Raw genomic sequence first — 17,958 nt, 5'->3', positions numbered from 1 at the left:
AGTGGCATCGGAGATGCGAACGCTGCTCTCCGGTTCGAGCCCGGTCCAGCTGGATTCGCCGGTTGCGCTAGCGGCGAATGGTCAGGGGCCGCCACTCGGTTTTATCCTTCGGGGGCGTCCAGCCCGCATCAGCGACGTCCGGGACCGGTTGATACGCGCCGTTGCCTGTCGGTTCCAGAAAGCGGCACCAATTTTCTGGCATGTCGGGCCAGTCGATTTGAAGACAAAAGTGGCCATCCTTCGTCACGCTCCACTTGCCGCTCGCGCTGTGTGTCTGAAGCAAGCCACCACCCCCCCAGTAGACAGTCAGTGAACCGTCTGCGCCATTGACCCATTGTCTCAGGGCGCCCGCAGTGTTCGTCCTTTTTAGGGTGGCGCCCGGCATCAACGCGGTCAGTTGCTCCCAGGTCAGCCGCGGAGGGCGGTCGCCTCCCGGGCGCGGCGCATTACCTGGGCCGGCCGGGTTGAGCGCTGCCACGGAATTCCCGCCTGTCGATGCACCCTGCTTCCCGTCAGGCGACGATGCCGGTGCTGGTGCGGTCGCAGCGGCGGAAGACGAAGTGACAGCGGACGACGCAGGCGCAAGTCTGGCAGCAGGCGTCGCGGATGCGGCGCCCTGTGATGACGAAGCTTCGGACGCAGCTGATTTCACACCATGGTCTGTCCGCGCGGCGGCCGAGCTAGCGGGCGCGTGTGACTGATTCGCTGTCGGCCGCGTGCCCGACGCTGCGGCGGTGGAAGCAGCCTTTGGACCGGACTTTGTTTTGGCTGCTGCGGAGCGGCGCTGCTCAGCCTTGTGCTTATTTTGTGCCTCTTCGTCTTGCGTCTGGGCATCCTGGTCGAGAACGAAATTCACACGCTCGATCAGGACAGCCGCACTGCGTGGCGTACGTGGTACGCGCTCAGATGCCTGTTGCAAATGCAGTGGCCATCGCACGCGATCCTGCTTCGCAACGACCGTCAAGTCGACGCAAAGCAGTGCCAGCAACGCGTATAGCACGCCTGCACGAGCGAGCAAGGTCAACTTCTTTTGCAGTTGCATCCATCCTCCCTCTTGGCATCGGACGCACGTATTGCCTGCCACTTCTGTCACGATTGCGCTCTGCCGCTGCGCCGACGTGCCGTTGGCGACGCACCACTTCCCGTCAATGCGCATTGCCGGACTAAGCCTTTACGTCATTATCGCCCTGTTCGTTGCGATACACGCCGTATGGCCCGCACCGGCTGCTGGCGGGCGAGGGGATCGGCAGGCACTTCGCGATGCGTGTCTACCGGCTTTCGCAACATTCGTTCAGATCGGCCATGAATACCTTCAGGATCGACGGTATTGTCGATCCTCTGCGTATGGCCGCACAGAACGGCCATTGCGCGCCGAACTGATCGGGATTGATGCGTCGCATCTCGTCGCGTTCCACCCAGCGGGCAGCATAGTGATTCGGCAGAAACCCGATATAGGCGCCGGATAACACGAGTATCGCCTGTGCCTCGACGTTGTCGACGGTCGCCGCTGCTTTGCTTGCGCTCAGCATGCGCAGATCGTTTTCTTGCAGATAGCCGCGCGCCACGATGCGGCTCGCCGCGACAGCGTCATTCGGCACGTTGCCGCCAGCCGCGCCCGCAAAGAGCGCGTGCCGTCTGCCGCAATACAGTCCGTCGGGTTCCAGATAAAGCTCGTTATAAGCCAGCCCCGGTACGTGAATCGGAAAATGGCCGACGGCCACGTGCAAACGCCCATCGAGCACGCGTTCTTCGAGTTCGGCTGGTGTGCCCACGTAGACATCGACATGCACGTCGTGTCCACGCGAGACGAACTTCTGCAGCGCCTTGGGCAGCGGTGAAGTCGTATGCGTGATCGTGTTGTCGATGATGCCGAGATAGAGCTTTCCCGAGATGTGCTGCTTTAGCGCATCGGTATCCATGCAGAAGGCCTCGACCGCAACCTGCAGCCTTTGCGCTGCTTCGTACGTTGCCGTCCCATGTTCTGTCAGCCTGAAGCCGCCCCTGCCTCGCTCGCAGAGCTTGAGTCCGAGCCGCGTTTCGAGTGTTGTCATCTGTTCGCTGATCGTCGACTGACTGACGTTCAGGCTTGCCTGCGCCGCCGAGAATCCCCCGCAGCGCACCACATTCATGAAAACCCTAAGTAGCTTCAGATCTACATCCTGCAACTGAACCATGGCTCGCGCCTCTCCCTCGTCGCTTCGGAAATCCCGATATGAACATTTGATACTTGGGATTTTTATACAAAAAAATTCCACCGATAGTGTCTTCGAACGGCGGCTGTAATGAAACCGCGTTTTCTACCGAATGACACATGGAGACAAGGATGCAGAGCAATACGTACGAGACGGGGCGGCTCAATCTGCCGTTCGTGGGCCACTGCACATTTGCGAAGTCGCCCGTTTGCGTCGACTGGGACAAGATCGACGCGGACGTCGCGATTCTCGGCGCACCGAACGACATGGGCACGCAGTGGCGCTCGGGAGCGCGCTTTGGTCCGCGCAGCATTCGCGAAGCGTCGACGCTTTTCGCGTTCGGTCATTCGGGTGCATACGATCACGAGGACGACGTTCTCTACCTGAGCCGCGATCAGGTGCGCATGGTGGATGTGGGCGATGCCGATATCGTCCATACCGATATGGCAGCGAGCAACGCGAACATCGAATTTGCCGTGCGCAAGATACTCGAGAGCGGAGCAATGCCCGTGACGCTGGGTGGCGATCATTCGATCCATGCGCCAGTCATCAAGGCTTTCGAAGGCCGGGGTCCGATTCATATCGTTCATTTCGACGCGCATCTGGATTTCGTCGATGAGCGACATGGCGTGCGCTACGGTCACGGCAATCCGCTCCGGCGCGCGTCGGAGATGGACCACATCGTTGGCATGACGCAGCTCGGCATTCGCAACGTGTCGTCGTCGAACCGCGCCGACTACGATGCCGCTCGCGAGGCGGGCTCCGACATCCTGTCGGTGCGCGATGTACGCCGGCTCGGTCCCGAAGCCGTGCTGGCCCGCATCCCTGAAGGCGCGGCCTACTACATCACGATCGACATTGACGGCTTCGATCCGTCGATAGCGCCCGGCACGGGCACGCCGAGTCACGGCGGCTTCACGTACTACGAGGTGCTCGAAATCATCCAGGGCCTTGCGCGACGCAGCCACGGAAACATCTGCGGAATCGACCTTGTCGAGGTGGCGCCCGCTTATGACCCGGCCGACGTGACATCGATTCTTGCTGCACAACTGCTGCTGAACTCCATCGGCTTCATTTTCCACGAGCGCGGCAAACACGCGCGATAGGCGGCCCGCCTGCGTCCGCCGCGCCGCCGCGCCGCTGAACCGCTAAACCCTGAACCGCTGAACCGCTGAACCGCTGAACCGCTAAACCGCTGAACCGCTCAACCGCTGAACCGCGGTATGCGCAACACACCATGACAACACCCGTGGGCGTGTCATTGGCACGACCCACCGAACAAGGAGACAACGGTGGATACCATCGTACGAAATTATCTGGAGCAGTTCGGCGCGTGCGAGGCCACGCGACACTTCCTCGACAGGCCGCACAGAATGCTGATCGACGGCGCATTTGTGGCTGGCGAGGGCGGCGAATACCTCGACGCAATCGAGCCGTCCACGGCAGGCGTGATCGCGCAGATTCCACTGGCGACCACGGGCGATCTGGATCGCGCCGTTGCCGCTGCACGCCGGCAGTTCGATGGCGGAACGTGGCGACGCCTCAAGCCGCTGGAGCGTGAGCGGCTACTTCACCGGCTCGCGGACCTGATCGAAACGCACGCGACCGAGCTTGCCGAAATCGAATCGATCGACGTCGGCAAATCGGTTTCCCAGGCACGGGATGTCGACATTCAGGGCACCGTCGATACCTTCCGCTATTTCGCGGGCTGGCCGTCGAAGCTTCAAGGACGGACTGTCGAGCCATCGCTGCCGGGCAACTATGTGGCCTACACGCGCAAGGAGCCAGTCGGCGTGGTCGGTGTGATCGTGCCATGGAATTTTCCGCTTCAGACGATGGCATGGAAGGTGGCGGCCGCGCTCGCGGCAGGCTGCACCGTCGTGATCAAGCCAGCGGAACTCACCTCGCTGTCGACACTGCGTTTTGCAGAACTGGTTCAGGAGGCTGGCTTTCCCGATGGCGTCGTCAACGTCGTGACGGGGCACGGCAGCGTGGTGGGTGCGGCCATGGCCAGCCATCCGGGCATCGACAAGGTGACCTTCACGGGCTCCACGGAGGTGGGGCGTACGGTTGGCCGCACGGCTGCCGGCGGCATCCGGCGAGTCACGCTGGAACTCGGCGGAAAATCGCCCGTACTCGTGCTCGACGACGCGGATGTCGATGCAGCGGCACGCGCGGTGGCGAACGGCATGTTCTTCAACGCCGGGCAGGTGTGCGACGCCGGCAGCCGTGTCTATGTGCAGCGCAAACTTCACGACCGGTTTCATGCCGCGCTGGTCGATTACACGCGAACGCTGAAGATTGCGCCGGGGCTGGATCGCGACTGCTTCATCAGTCCGCTGGTGTCGGCGGCACAGAAGGACCGCGTGATGACCTACATTGAAACAGGGCGCCGCGAAGGTGCGGAAGTGCTTTATGGCGGGCGCCAGCTGGACGGGCCGGGCTTTTTCGTTCAGCCGACCATCTTCGCGCATTGCCGCAGCGACATGAAGATCGTCCGCGAAGAAATCTTCGGCCCTGTGCTGGTGACCGCGCCGTTCGACGACGTCAGCGAAGCGCTGACGCTCGCCAACGACTCACCCTATGGCCTCGCGGCCGCGATCTATTCGAACGATCTGAAGCGTGTGCATGCGCTGATCCCGCAACTGCATGCCGGCACGGTCTACGTCAACGCCCACAGCACGATCGATCCATCGATGCCGTTCGGCGGCGTCAAGGAGTCGGGTTTCGGCAAGGACCTGGGCCCGGAGCAGCTCGACGCTCTCACGGAGACCAAGGCCGTGTGGATCACGCTGGACTAAGGGATACCGCGCCGCCGCGCGCTTGCGCGGTGTGTGCGACGCCAATCCTCATTGCATCAACCTTCCGTACCGGGTGGATCAGACGATGAAAGCACAGGACAGGGTTGCGACAAGCTTCGCAGCCGACAGCGAGCATGGATCGATTGAAGGTCACTCCATTGACTTCATTCCAGAACACGAAAGAACGGACCGGCTTTCACGGCAGGGACCGTTCTGGTTTCTCGGCAACTTCACGTTCTTTACGATGACCATCGGGTTCGTCGGCCCGAGCGTGGGTCTCAGTTCGTTGTGGACGACGATAGCCGGCACGCTGGGCATCATGTTCGGCACGTTGTTCATGGCGTTTCACGGTTCGCAGGGGCCGCATCTCGGCCTTCCGCAGATGATCCAGTCGAGAGCGCAGTTCGGCTATCGTGGCGTCGTGCTGGTTCTGATGGCAACGTTGTTCGTCTTTGCGGGTTTCAACATCGTCAATCTCGTGCTGATGATGCAGGGCTTGAAAACCCTCTACAGCTGGGACCCCGTCAAGGTTGCACTGGTGGTCACGATTCCCGCCGCCATTCTTGCGATTCTCGGCCATGACTGGATGCATCGCAGCTTCAAGTGGGCGCTGTATCTGTCGCTGCCGCTGTATGGCATCGTGACGGCGGCCGTCTTGCTGCATTGGGTGCATGACGCGCCATTGCCGGCTGTCGCACCGGGCTCGACGCCACCCGTGCCGCTCGGCTTTGCGTGGACGGGGTTCATCGCCCAGTTCGCGGCTGCGGCGAGCTACAACATTGCCTACGCTCCGTATGTGTCCGACTACTCGCGCTATCTGCCGAAGAACACGCCAAGCGGCAGGTTGATCGCCGCGGTGTTTCTCGGCGCATCGTTGTCGGGAGCCTGGATGATCGCAGTAGGCGGATGGCTCGGAGACCACCTGCACGCAACGGATGTGCTCGTCGCACTGAACCAGGTGGGCAGCGATCTCGCACCGGGGTTAGGAAGCGTCGTCGTTGCCGTCACGATTCTTGCGTTCCTGCCCGTGATCGCGATGAACATCTACAGCGCGAAACTCACGGCGATCACAGGCGTCGATTCGTTCCGGAAAGTCGAGCCGACTGCGCGAGTACGCGTTCTTGCCGTCATCTTCGTCGTGCTTCTGCAACTGGGTATTGCTCTCAGCATCTACACGTCGGGCAAGGGGCTGTCGGTCCTGAACATCTATCTGGTTGTGATGCTGTACTTCCTCGTGCCATGGACGGCAGTCAATCTCACGGATTACTTTTTCGTTCGCAAGGGCCGCTACGCGATCCCGCACTTCTTCCTGCCTCACAACAACATCTATGGCCGATGGGGCGCGCGTGGACTCATCTCTTATGCGATCGGCTTTGCGGCAATGGTTCCGTTCTTCTGCATCTTCGACGGTTCCAACGAGGTCTATGTCGGTCCGCTTGCGCGCAGGATGGGCAGCCTGGATCTCGCCTGGCTGGTCGGGTTGGTCGTGTCAGGTATTGCGTATTACGCACTGAGCCGATCGCTCGATCTCGAACGCGAAGAGGCCGTGATCGCACACGTCGAGAAGACGATGCCTCAATACACCACGGGCGATCAGCGGTTCTAGACCACCGACGCAATCAAGTTTACGAATCAGGAAAGATCATGGCAACCGAGCAATACGATTACATCATCGTTGGCGCCGGATCGGCTGGCTGTGTGCTGGCTAACCGGCTGACCGAAGATCCCGCCGTCAGCGTGCTGGTGCTGGAATACGGTGGCAGCGATCGAAGCGTCATCATCCAGATGCCCAGTGCGTTTTCGATGCCGATGAACACGAAGAAGTACAACTGGAAATACCAGACGACGCCGGAACCGCATCTGAATGGGCGGCAACTGCACTGCCCGAGAGGCAAGGTGTTGGGCGGGTCGTCGTCGATCAATGGGCTGGTGTACATCCGTGGTCACGCGTACGACTTCGATGAATGGGAAGAACTGGGCGCGAGAGAATGGGGCTATCGTCATTGCCTGCCTTATTTCAGGCGCGCGGAGCACTACAAGTTTGGCGGCGACACATATCGCGGAGATAGCGGGCCGCTTTGCACGAACAACGGCAACAACATGCAAAACCCGCTGTATGGCGCGTGGATCGAAGCGGGCGTACAGGCGGGCTACATCGGAACAGACGACTGCAACGGGCATATGCAGGAAGGCTTCGGCGCGATGCACATGACAGTCAAGGATGGCGTGCGCTGGTCCACGGCGAACGCCTACCTGCGCCCTGCGATGACGCGGCCCAACCTGAGTGTCGTCACGCATGCGATGACGCGGCATATCCTCCTGGAAGGCAAGCGTGCGACGGGCGTCGTCTACGAACAGGGCGGTGTCGTGCATACGGCACTTTGCCGCGCGGAAGTCCTGATTTCGTCCGGGCCGATTGGCTCGCCGCACCTGTTGCAACGCTCGGGTATCGGGCCGTCCGACGTCCTGCGTCGCGCAGGGATCGAGGTGAGGCATCATTTGCCTGGCGTCGGCGAGAGCCTGCAGGATCACGCCGAAATCTACATTCAATATGCGTGCAAGGAGCCCGTCACGCTGAATGGAAAGATGGACCCGTTCAGCAAATTCATGATCGGCTTGCGCTGGTTACTGTTCAAGGATGGCTTGGGCGCCAGCAATCATTTCGAGGCTGGCGGCTTCATCCGCTCAGAAGCTGGCCTTCGCTGGCCTGATATCCAGTTCCATTTTCTGCCGGCAGCCATGCGCTACGACGGCGACAAACCGTTCAAGGGGCATGGATTCATGATCCTGACAGGGCCCAACAAGCCGAAGAGCCGTGGCTATGTACGCGCAACATCGGTCGATCCTTTCGTTCACCCCGAAATACGATTCAATTATCTGGAGCGCGAAGAGGATCGCGAGGGTTTCAGGCGATGCGTGCGACTGACGCGAGAGATCATCGGGCAACCCGCGATGGACCGTTTCCGCGACGTCGAGCTTGCCCCAGGTCCCGATGTGCGGACCGACGCCGAGATCGACGCGTTCGTCAGGGCGAGTCTGGAGAGCACGATGCATCCGTGCGGGTCCTGCCGTATGGGCGAGGACGATATGGCAGTCGTGGATTCGGCGTTGCGGGTCCGTGGAATCGCGGGACTGCGTGTGATCGACTCGTCGGTTTTCCCGACGGAGCCCAACGGCAATCTGAACGCGCCCACCATCATGCTCGCCGAACGTGGAGCCGACCTCGTGAAGGGCATTCCGACTTTGCAGCCGTCCGACGTGAATATCGGGCTCGCGGAAGGATGGGAAACGCGGCAACGCACCCATGCGCCCATGCGAGAGGTGCGCGAAGTGTGATCTGGCGGTACTTTGACGCAATGACCGCTGTTCAAACCGCCAGCTTCTGGTCGACCCGGTCAGGTTCAGCGCCCGGTTTTTCGTTGATCGATTGTGCGATCGCCCAATCGATCAACCATGCTTAGAGCTTCATCGGCGGCAGTGGGCGCGTCAAGTGGTAGCCCTGAACCAGATCGCAGCGCAATTCGCACAGGCGCGTTAGCACTTCTTCGCTCTCCACCCCTTCAGCGACCACCTTCAGGCCCATGTTATGCGCGAGATCGATCGTGGAGCGCACAATGGTTTCGTCGTCCTTGTGTTCTGTCATACTCATCACGAACGACTTGTCGATCTTGAGTTCGTCGACCGGCATACGCTTCAGGTACGACAGCGATGAATAGCCGGTACCGAAGTCGTCCACCGCGAGTCGAATGCCGAGCGCGTGCAGACGGTCCAGCGTTTCGATCGCGCGATTGGGATCGTCCATGATCGCGCTTTCGGTAATCTCGGCACGTCGTTCGTTTAGCTCATGGTGGTCAGCGGGTCGTTGACGTGGCGAGTCAGTCAGCGGAGCGTCGGCGCACTTGTGCCATAACGGCATGCAAACTACGGACTTGAACGAATTAAAGGAACAATTCTGAATCGACTGAGTGCAGATCCCTTTGTTTTTACAGGTGTTTATTCGCATTGCATCCGAATTGATTCGAATAAGTTCAACGTCGCGTCGCGAGTGCCGACGGCATTTTTTACGCACCGCTTTATTGCTCGGCTGCGTACTTGTCTGCGCTGGAGTGACACGTTTGATTCACATCCGCACACACCGAAATAGCAACGCTTCATCGCCAAGTTCACACGCCTGAGTCGCGAGTTGCCATCTTCATTGTCGCAACGCTAACAATCCTGTTGCGGTCTGCATCATGGAAATCCCGTACGGAACGCGCATCTTCGTGAAAGCAGGAAGAAGGGTTTGCACCTCTAGAATCCCGCCATCGACACAGACAGTCGGCATAGGGCCGGCTCCCGATAAGAACGGAGACAATCGATGCGCCTCACCTTCCGCACGTTTCGCCATATCGCCCTCGCGTCTAGCCTGCTATTCGGTATTGCATCGCAACATGCCATGGCCGACGATTCGGGAAAGATTACGATCATGGTCGGCGGAATTACGAAGCTGATCTATCTGCCGGCACGCCTGACCGAACAGCTCGGCTATTTCAAGGATGAAGGGCTCGATGTCGAGTTGCTGTCGCAGCCCGCCGGCGTCGACGCCGAAAACGAACTGCTCGCAGGCGCTGTCCAGGGCGTCGTCGGTTTCTACGATCACACCATCGACCTGCAGACCAAGGGTAAGGAAGTCAAGGCGATCGTCGTGTTCGGGCAGGTGCCGGGCGAAGTCGAGATGGTGTCGACAAAGTCGGCCGACGCGATCAAGTCGATGGCCGACGTCAAGGGCAAAACGCTTGGCGTGACGGGGCTTGGCTCGTCGACGAGCTTTCTCACGCAATACCTAGCTGGCCAGCACGGTATCCCATCGACGGGATACACCATGCTGCCCGTGGGCGCCGACGCGAGCTTCATCGCCGCGATCAGGCAAGGCCGCATCGATGCGGGCATGACCACCGAACCCACCGTTTCGGCGCTGCAGAAATCGGGCGAGGCGAAGGTGCTGGTCGACATGCGCTCCGTCGACGGCACGAAGGCCGCGCTCGGCGGCACCTACCCGGGGGCGAGCCTCTACGTGCAGGCCGCATGGGCAGAGTCGCACAAGGCTCAGGCCGGCAAGCTTGCGCATGCGTTCGTGCGCACGATGCAATTCATCCACACGCACAGCGCGGAAGAAGTCGCCGCGAAGATGCCGGGCGACTACCAGAAAGACAAAATGCTCTACGTAAGCGCGCTGAAGGCTTCGCTGCCGATGTACACGTCGGACGGCAAGATGCCCGACGACGGCCCGGCCACTGTGTTGAAGGTGCTGTCGGCCTTCAACCCGTCGGTCAAGGGTAAGCATGTGGACCTGGCCAGAACCTACACGAACGAATTCGTCAGCGCGAAGTAAGCCGGTGTTAGCCGATTGCATTCGTGCGTCAGGCGCGGCCTGACTTTATTGCGCTTCGGAGCCGCTTCGCGCGGCGCCGGTTTTTCCCAGGATGTTCCCGATGAACCAAGTTCTACCCAAAGACGCACCGGTTATCGAATTCCGCTCTGTGTCGTGCCGCTTCATTTCTCCCGACGGCAAGGCAACCGTCGCCTTGCGCGATTTCAGCATGTCCGTTGCGCAAGGCGAATTCATCGCGATTGTCGGCCCCACGGGCTGCGGTAAATCGACCACGCTCAGCATGATCACGGGGCTGCTGAAGCCCACGGCCGGCGAGGTGCACCTGATGGGCGCGCCCGTCAACGGCATCGATCCGCGCATCGGCTTCGTGTTTCAGGCAGACGCGGTGTTCCCGTGGCGCTCGGTGCTTGACAACGTGGCGGCCGGCCCGCTCTTTCGCGGCCGCTCGAAATCGGCGGCCTACGACGAGGCGAACCAGTGGTTGCGCCGCGTTGGTCTCGAGAAGTTCGGCAAGCACTATCCGCATCAGTTGTCGGGCGGCATGCGAAAGCGTGTGGCGCTCGCGCAGACTTTCATCAACAAGCCGGAAATCCTGCTGATGGATGAGCCTTTCTCCGCGCTCGACATGCAGACTCGCACGCTGATGCAGGACGAGCTGCTGCAGTTGTGGTCGGCGAACGCGGGGTCGGTGGTGTTCGTCACGCACGACCTCGAAGAAGCGATCGCGCTCGCCGACCGCGTGTTCGTGCTGACCGCGCGCCCGGCGACGCTCAAGAAGGTCTACGAGATCGACCTGCCGCGTCCGCGCGTCACGTCGGAGATTCGCTACGATCCGCGCTTTATCGAAATTTCGCGCGATATCTGGCACGACTTGCGCGAGGAAGTACAAATTGCTTAAAACGACGGCACAACGGAATACACTCATGGCATCTCGTGATAGCTCTGTGAAGATGGAGTTCGACGGCGAATCGGCGGCCAGGATCGAACAGATCGCGCGACGCAAGCTGCGGCAGCGGCACGCCCTGATCATCGGTCTGCGGATTCTCGTGCTTGTGCTCCTGCTCGGCGGCTGGGAACTCTGCGGGCGCCTGAAATGGATCGACCCATTCTTTTTCTCGATGCCGTCGCTGATCTTCCTGCAGATCGTCGACTGGTTCCAGAACGGCACATCGCAGGGGCCGCTGCTCGTGCAGGTGTGGGTTACGCTTGAAGAGACCTTGATCGGCTTCTTTATTGGCTCGGTCGCTGGTATCGTGTGCGGCGTCGTGCTGGGACGCAACAAGCTGCTCGCCGACGTGTTCGACATTTACATCAAGATCGCCAACTCGATTCCGCGCGTGGTGCTCGGCTCCGTATTCGTGATTGCGCTTGGCCTCGGGATGGCATCCAAGGTTGCGCTCGCGGTGGTCATGGTATTTTTCGTCGTATTCGGCAATGCCTTCCAGGGCGTGCGCGAAGCCGACCGCTACATGATCGCGAACGCGCAGATCCTGGGCGCTTCGAAGCGCCAGCTGACGACCTACGTCGTGATTCCATCGGCGCTTTCGTGGATTCTCGCGAGCCTGCATGTGAGCTTCGGCTTTGCGCTGGTCGGTGCGGTGGTCGGCGAGTTCCTCGGCTCCAAGCAAGGTATCGGTCTGCTGATTTCGACCGCACAGGGGGCATTCAACGCGAGCGGCGTGTTCGCGGCGATGATCGTGCTGGCCGTGGTCGCACTCGCTACGGACTATCTGCTGACCACGTTGGAAAAGCGCTTGCTGAAGTGGAGGCCCGCTGCATTCTGAGGCTTGTTTTTCAAAGACAGCCGTCCTTGCCGGAAAAGGCAAGGACGGCGTCGCGTTTTGCCGGCCTCATCATCGGTATGGCCGGATCATGTTGGAGAGTATTGAATGTTGCTTAGCTTGCGTGCGCGTCTGCTGTTGTGGCTGCTGCTGCCGCTCGCGCTCTTTGTCTTCGTAACCGACTACATGTCGTACGTTGCCGCGTGCCAGACAGCCGACCTGCTGCAAGACGCCGCATTGCTGTCCTCCGCGCGAACCATCATCGAAGACGTCGACTGGGAGAACGGTGCGCTGACGGCGAATATCCCGCCTGCCGCGCTCGAAATTTTCGAGTCGCCTTATCAGGACCACGTGTTCTACAAGGTGGTCGCCGGCCACGACCGGCTGCTCGGCGGGAGTCCCGATCTCACGCCGCCCGCGGGCAGCACGCGGTACCCGGTGTTCTACAACACCCGGCTGGGCGAACTGCCGATTCGCGCGGTGGCCTATGAACGGCAGTTGTACGACTCTGGCAAGGCCGAGCAGGTCACGGTGATCGTCGGCAAGACGCAGGCATCGCGGCAGGCCATGGTGAAAGATCTATGGCGTCCGCAGTTGATTCGTCAGTGGCTGATGCTTGCCCTGGTCGTGGTGCTCGTGCCGTTCGGCCTGACCATGGAATTGCGGCCGTTGATGAAGCTCAAGAACGACGTTGCCGATCGCGAGCCGATGGAGCTTGAGCCAATCCGCGTGCACCATCTGCCGACCGAGCTGCGCCCGATCGTCGATGCGATCAACCAGTGCATCGCGAGGCTGAAGCTGCATACGACAACGCAGCGGCAATTCATCGCCGATGCGGCGCACCAGTTGCGCACGCCGCTGACGCTGCTCAACACGCAGGTGCAATGCGCGAGCCAGTACGACCCGAGCGATCCGGCGTTGACGGAGGCATTGACGGGCATTCGACGCACTAGCCAGAAGATGGCGGATATGACGAGCCAGTTGTTGCTGCTCGCTCAGGCCGAGTCGGTGTCGTTGCCGCGCGTGCAGGCCAGGGTCGATCTGACGGCAGTGGTGTCGTCGGTGCTGGAGGAGCTGGTGGTCGCGGCGCAGCGGCGCCAGATCGATCTCGGCGCCGAGTTGGCCGAGGGCACCTATGTGGCGGGAAGCGAGAGCCTGCTCGCGGCGCTCGTGTCGAATCTCGCCGATAACGCGATCCGGTACACGCACGAAGGAGGAAGCGTGACCGTGCTTTGCCGGCGTGAGGGTAGTCAAGTGTTGCTGCAGGTGGTGGACAACGGCCCCGGCATTCCCGCCGAAGCGCGCGCGCATGTGTTCGAGCGCTTTTACCGGGTGGCGAGCGATGTCGAGGGCTCCGGGCTGGGGCTCGCGATCGTCCATCAGATTGCGCTGTCGCACGGCGGTACGGTTACCATGTCGCCGGGCGAAGGACGGGTTGGGCTCGTCATCACGGTTCGCCTGCCCGCGTGGAGGAATGAGGAAAGAGAATGAAGCTGCTGCTCGTCGAAGACAATGTCGAACTCTCGCATTGGATCGTTAACCTGCTACGGGCGGAGAATTTCGCCGTCGATTGCGTGCTCGACGGCGAATCCGCAGATTCCGTGTTGACTACCCAGCGCTACGACGTGGTGCTGCTCGATATGCGTCTGCCGCGCATGAGCGGCAAGGACGTGCTCGCGCGCCTGCGCCGCAGGCGCGACAACGTGCCAGTGCTGATGCTGACCGCGCATGGTTCGATCGATGACAAGGTCGACTGCTTCAGCGCCGGCGCGGACGACTACGTTGTGAAACCCTTCGATGGCCGTGAGCTGGTGGCGCGCATCAAGGCGCTGATCCGCCGGCAGTTGAGCGACAAATCGGGCTGGCTCATGTGCGGCGACTTGCAGTACATCTCCGACACGCGAGAGTTCCGCCACAGTGACGTGCCGCTGAACCTGCGGCGTCGCGAGCACGCGATCCTGGAAACGCTGATGCTGCGGCAGGGCAAGACGGTTTCGAAGACCACGCTGATGGACAGCGTGTTTGGTCTCGACGACGAGCCGAGCGCGGACGCCATCGACATCTACATCCACCGCCTGCGCAAGCACCTCGCGGGTTCGAGCGCGCAGATCATGACGCTGCGCGGTCTTGGCTACATCCTGCGGACCAGGGATGCGGCGTGAGTGAATGCAAGATTTAATTTGCCTATATCAGTAATATCACTAAGTTGTACGAATAAGACGCGAAAGGAGCGTGAAGGATTGAGGTAATTAGGATTCGTCTCATCCGCTGTTCGCCATAGCGGCCGGGCAACCGGCAGGCAGTAACCGGCAGCGGACAAATCAGAAATTCAACGCAGCAATCTGAGGAGACGATCTTGAAGCAAAAGTACCTCGCGTTCGCCGTCGCAGCCGGCGCCATGGCAGCGAGCAGCGCACACGCGCAGTCCAGCGTTCAGCTGTACGGCCTGATCGATCTGAGCGTCCCTACGTATCAATCGCATGCGGACGCAAACGGCAATCACGTGATCGGCATGGGCATCGGTGGCGAGCCTTGGTTCAGCGGCAGCCGCTGGGGCGTGAAGGGTGCCGAAGACATCGGCAACGGCACCAAGATCATCTTTCGCCTGGAAAGCGAATACCGGGTGAGCGACGGCCAGATGGAAGACCCGGGCCAGATCTTCGACCGCGACGCGTGGGTCGGCGTCCAGAACGACACGTTTGGCAAATTGACGGCGGGCTTCCAGAACACGATCGCGCGCGACGCCGCAGCAATCTACGGCGACCCATACGGCAACGCGCAGCTCACGACGGAAGAAGGCGGCTGGACGAACGCCAACAACTTCAAACAGATGATCTTCTACGCGGCGAGCGCGACGGGCACCCGTTACGAGAACGGCATCGCGTGGAAGAAGCTGTTCGACAACGGCATCTTCGCGGCCGCGGGCTATGCGTTCGGCAACTCGACGAGCTTCGGCAACAACGCCAACTACCAGGTTGCCCTCGGTTACGACGGCCCCGCGTTTGCCGTGTCGACGTTCTACAACCACGTGAATCGCCAGGGCGTCACGAACCAGACGTACTCGGTGGGCGGCAACTATACGTTCGGCATCCTGCGTGCCAACGCCGGCTACTTCCGCTATTGGGGCGACCAGGGTGCGCTTGGACAGCGTCAGGACAATTCGTGGACGGTGTCGTTCAAGCTGTCGCCGAAGGGCGCGCTCGACTACGAGCTCGGCTATCAGCAAATGCGTGTGCATAACGCCGCATACAACAGCGACGGCAACATCCCGAACGCGAACATCGGCGCGTTCGATTCGACCTCGGGCCTCCACAATGGCTTCAAGGAAACGCTGTACGGCTCGATCTTCTATCACCTCTCGAAGCGCACGGAAGTCTATCTGGCCGCGGACTACATGAGGCTGCACGGCGGTTACACGGTTGGCAGCACTTTCGGTGCGACCAATCAGGTCGAGGCGACCACGGGTATCCGTACGCGCTTCTGATCCGCGTTTCTGACCCGCGTTTTATCTCCTCGCAGTACGCTCCATCAAAGGAGCTTCGGATAGCGGCGGCGGACTTGTCCGCTCGCCGTTTTTTTCTGGTCGATGCATCATGTTCAGAAATGCTTCCATTCGCGTGGCCAAACGGGTCAGCCGAGTCGGGTTTAGGCTGGTTGCAATGCCGCGCGCAACCAACTACCTCGCTCCGTAGTCGAAGTTATTAGCCCGGCTTTGCGAAAGGGAGGCGAGCAATGAGTAAGCTATCTGTCGTTTGCTGGGTCTGCACGGCTTTCTTGTGCCTTTTCGTTCTTGCCGGCTTCGCGGGATGCGACGCACTGAGCGGACCGCCCGCCCTGGAATGGCCGGGCCCACACGCGCCGTATCCGTTCCCGGACGATATCCCGCATCGCACCTCGTGAGCATTTCGAACGCCGGACGGCGCAAAGCGTTAAGCGTGGGGCGTAGGCCGACGGATAGTCGGACGCCGGGCCGCTCAGTAGGCGCAGCAGGTGGGAGGCAGGGGGCCTCCCGTCAGACACTTGTGCAAGGACTGTCCGGTGTCGTTACGCAATCACCGGACGATTGTCTTGAAGACCCGATTCTTGTCGAGCGTTACGGGGTCGAGTGTCTTGCTTCCAACTCCACTGGATGGGCTCTGATTGAGTTCCTCCAACGCGGGTCCGGTGTAGCGTCCGCGCGGCCGGATGACCTTGCCCACCTTGAGTTGCTCCATACAATGCGCGAGCAGGCCAACGCTGCGGGCCGTGGCGAAAAGGGCGAACGCGGCGTCGCGCGGGAGTTTCAGTTGTGCTGCGAGGGTGGCGAGCGCCACGTCGATATTCGGTTTCAGACCGGTCAGTGTCACAACTTTTTCGATGAAGGAAGCGAGTTCCTCCGGCGGATCGAGGCGCTCCAACAGACTGTGCGCTCGCGGGTCGCCGTCTGGATACAGATGATGACCGAAGCCCGGGATCGGGATTGCAGACTGCAAATGACGACCCACAACGGTCTCGGCTCCGAGCCTTTCCACGTCGTCGAACACCGCTCTCACACGGCCCGATCCATCTCCATGCAAGGGGCCGGCGATCGTGGAAAGCCCGGTAAGCAGGCACCCGGGTAGCGATGCACCCGTGGATGCGGTAATTCTGGCGGCAAACGCAGAACTCGTCAGTTCGTGGTCTGCGACGAGAACCAGTGCGCGTCGAATGAGATCGGCACCTTCGCTTCCTTGTCCCCAACCGAGCGCGAGCCGTTCATGCGTCAACGTCGCGGCACCGTCGCATCGTGCACCGAATGCCTGCGAAACAAGTGCTACGAGCCGCCCCGTTTCTGCGTGCAGCGCGCGGTCCGTGCGACCGTGGGTGGAGTGTCCGTTGGCCGCGAGCGCCGCCAGTGACATGAACGCACATTGTCTGCCACGCTCATCTCCCTGTAGCGATACGCCATCGGTTTCGAAAGCAATCGGCGTTGGCGTATTCCAGAGAATCGCAGCGACGTCCTCCAACGTGGCCGTTTCGGACAGTCGGATACTGTCTCGGCCCCGATAGTACGCGCGCCCCTTGGAGAAGGTGGTAATGCCGCTGTAGATGCAAGGTTCCGTACCGAATATCGTTCCGGCAGCGAGGGCCTCGCGTTTTCGTCCGACCTGTTTCTTCCGGCAAAGCACCGCAACATCTTCTGCACGATAGAGACTCTTTCTCGGATCGTGCGGATCAGGCATGACGGCAATGCTGCCCCGGCTAACATAGGCGTAGACGGTTTGCGCCTGAACCCCAAGCTGTCTCGTTGCTTCAGTCAAAGTGATCCAGGGGCGCATGGGATTGAGGCTGCGAGAGGCAAGTGGAACGGGGAGCCGTTACGCGCGAACTGGCTTGCGGGCGGCGCGAGTGCTATCGATGCAGTTTCAATAGTGACGTCATTTCACTTAAAAGTCATCTCGGCCGGCCTGCGTTCGAGAATCTCGACGAGAATGTTGCCAGGTGACCTCACGAAGCAGGCTCTCACGCCTGCACGGATTTGCCTGATCGGCTCGACGATATGAGCTTCACACTCGACCAGATGCTGGAATGCGGCATCGAGATCATCCACGGTCACACCGAAGTGGTCGATACCTTGCACCCGTTCGCCATCAGGAACGTGCACGGGGTGTGCTTTTTCCAGCGCGGTGATGAACAGGTTAATTCCTCCAAGGCGCAGGTCAACCCTGCCAGGTCGACGGACAACCTCGGCGTTAAGACAGCGAGCAAACCATGCAGCCGTCGCTTCCGCATCGGTGGAGCACAGTTGAAGATGATCCCACTTGAATTCAATCATGCTGTTGTCACCAGAAAGT

At 60.7% G+C, this 17,958-nt stretch carries 14 protein-coding genes and 1 pseudogene; 10 read left to right on the top strand and 5 right to left on the bottom strand.

From position 1 onward, the window contains the following. Positions 1–67: 67 nt before the first annotated feature. Both H1204_RS24905 and H1204_RS24900 read right to left on the bottom strand, forming a co-directional pair. Complete coding sequence (locus H1204_RS24905; protein WP_180731210.1) at positions 68–1,042, bottom strand: hypothetical protein; 975 nt, start codon at positions 1,040–1,042, stop codon at positions 68–70. Positions 1,043–1,268: 226 nt separating this feature from the next. Beyond that, complete coding sequence (locus H1204_RS24900; protein WP_180731209.1) at positions 1,269–2,174, bottom strand: LysR family transcriptional regulator; 906 nt, start codon at positions 2,172–2,174, stop codon at positions 1,269–1,271. Positions 2,175–2,323: 149 nt separating this feature from the next. On the opposite strand from H1204_RS24900, the gene speB reads away from it, so the two are divergent. From speB to betA, 4 genes are all read left to right on the top strand, one after another. Continuing rightward, positions 2,324–3,298: an agmatinase gene (speB, locus tag H1204_RS24895; protein ID WP_180731208.1), complete on the top strand. Its 975-nt coding sequence runs from the start codon at positions 2,324–2,326 to the stop codon at positions 3,296–3,298. 186 nt (positions 3,299–3,484) lie between these two features. Further along, the gene (locus tag H1204_RS24890) at positions 3,485–4,993 is read left to right on the top strand and encodes an aldehyde dehydrogenase family protein (protein ID WP_180731207.1); all 1,509 of its coding nucleotides are present in this window, start codon (positions 3,485–3,487) and stop codon (positions 4,991–4,993) included. 85 nt (positions 4,994–5,078) lie between these two features. Then, positions 5,079–6,599 (top strand): cytosine permease, encoded by a 1,521-nt coding sequence (locus tag H1204_RS24885; protein ID WP_180731206.1) that lies wholly within the window; start codon positions 5,079–5,081, stop codon positions 6,597–6,599. A gap of 38 nt (positions 6,600–6,637) precedes the next feature. Continuing rightward, positions 6,638–8,329: a choline dehydrogenase gene (gene betA / locus H1204_RS24880; RefSeq protein WP_180731205.1), complete on the top strand. Its 1,692-nt coding sequence runs from the start codon at positions 6,638–6,640 to the stop codon at positions 8,327–8,329. Between the two features lie 121 nt (positions 8,330–8,450). Here betA and H1204_RS24875 read toward each other — a convergent pair. Then, positions 8,451–8,816 (bottom strand): annotated as a pseudogene (locus H1204_RS24875) (EAL domain-containing protein); the annotation flags it as partial. Positions 8,817–9,350: 534 nt separating this feature from the next. Between H1204_RS24875 and H1204_RS24870 the strand changes: the two are divergent. The 6 genes from H1204_RS24870 (at position 9,351) to H1204_RS24845 (ending at position 15,629) form a co-directional block, all read left to right on the top strand. Next, positions 9,351–10,364 (top strand): ABC transporter substrate-binding protein, encoded by a 1,014-nt coding sequence (locus H1204_RS24870; protein WP_180731204.1) that lies wholly within the window; start codon positions 9,351–9,353, stop codon positions 10,362–10,364. Between the two features lie 100 nt (positions 10,365–10,464). Then, on the top strand, positions 10,465–11,262 hold the full coding sequence (locus H1204_RS24865) for an ABC transporter ATP-binding protein (RefSeq protein ID WP_079503537.1): 798 nt from the start codon (positions 10,465–10,467) through the stop codon (positions 11,260–11,262). Positions 11,263–11,314: 52 nt separating this feature from the next. Continuing rightward, the gene (locus H1204_RS24860) at positions 11,315–12,148 is read left to right on the top strand and encodes an ABC transporter permease (protein WP_042304715.1); all 834 of its coding nucleotides are present in this window, start codon (positions 11,315–11,317) and stop codon (positions 12,146–12,148) included. Between the two features lie 105 nt (positions 12,149–12,253). After that, a complete protein-coding gene (locus H1204_RS24855) occupies positions 12,254–13,636 on the top strand; it encodes a sensor histidine kinase (protein ID WP_180731203.1) in 1,383 nt (460 codons plus the stop codon). Then, complete coding sequence (locus tag H1204_RS24850; RefSeq protein WP_180731202.1) at positions 13,633–14,307, top strand: response regulator; 675 nt, start codon at positions 13,633–13,635, stop codon at positions 14,305–14,307. The genes H1204_RS24855 and H1204_RS24850 overlap by 4 nt, the downstream gene beginning before the upstream one ends. Positions 14,308–14,501: 194 nt before the next feature. Then, entirely contained in the window at positions 14,502–15,629 is a 1,128-nt protein-coding gene (locus tag H1204_RS24845; RefSeq protein WP_180731201.1) for a porin, read from the top strand. A 568-nt stretch (positions 15,630–16,197) separates the two neighbouring features. On the opposite strand, the gene H1204_RS24840 is transcribed toward H1204_RS24845, so the two are convergent. Continuing rightward, a complete protein-coding gene (locus H1204_RS24840; RefSeq protein ID WP_180731200.1) occupies positions 16,198–17,442 on the bottom strand; it encodes a citrate synthase in 1,245 nt (414 codons plus the stop codon). Between the two features lie 104 nt (positions 17,443–17,546). Further along, the gene (locus tag H1204_RS24835) at positions 17,547–17,939 is read right to left on the bottom strand and encodes a VOC family protein (RefSeq protein WP_180731199.1); all 393 of its coding nucleotides are present in this window, start codon (positions 17,937–17,939) and stop codon (positions 17,547–17,549) included. Positions 17,940–17,958 lie beyond the last annotated feature (19 nt).

Origin of the sequence: Paraburkholderia sp. PGU19, from assembly GCF_013426915.1 — a bacterium.
GTDB lineage: Bacteria > Pseudomonadota > Gammaproteobacteria > Burkholderiales > Burkholderiaceae > Paraburkholderia.
Note: the sequence above shows the minus strand (reverse complement) of the source record. Positions and strands in the feature narration are given on the sequence as shown.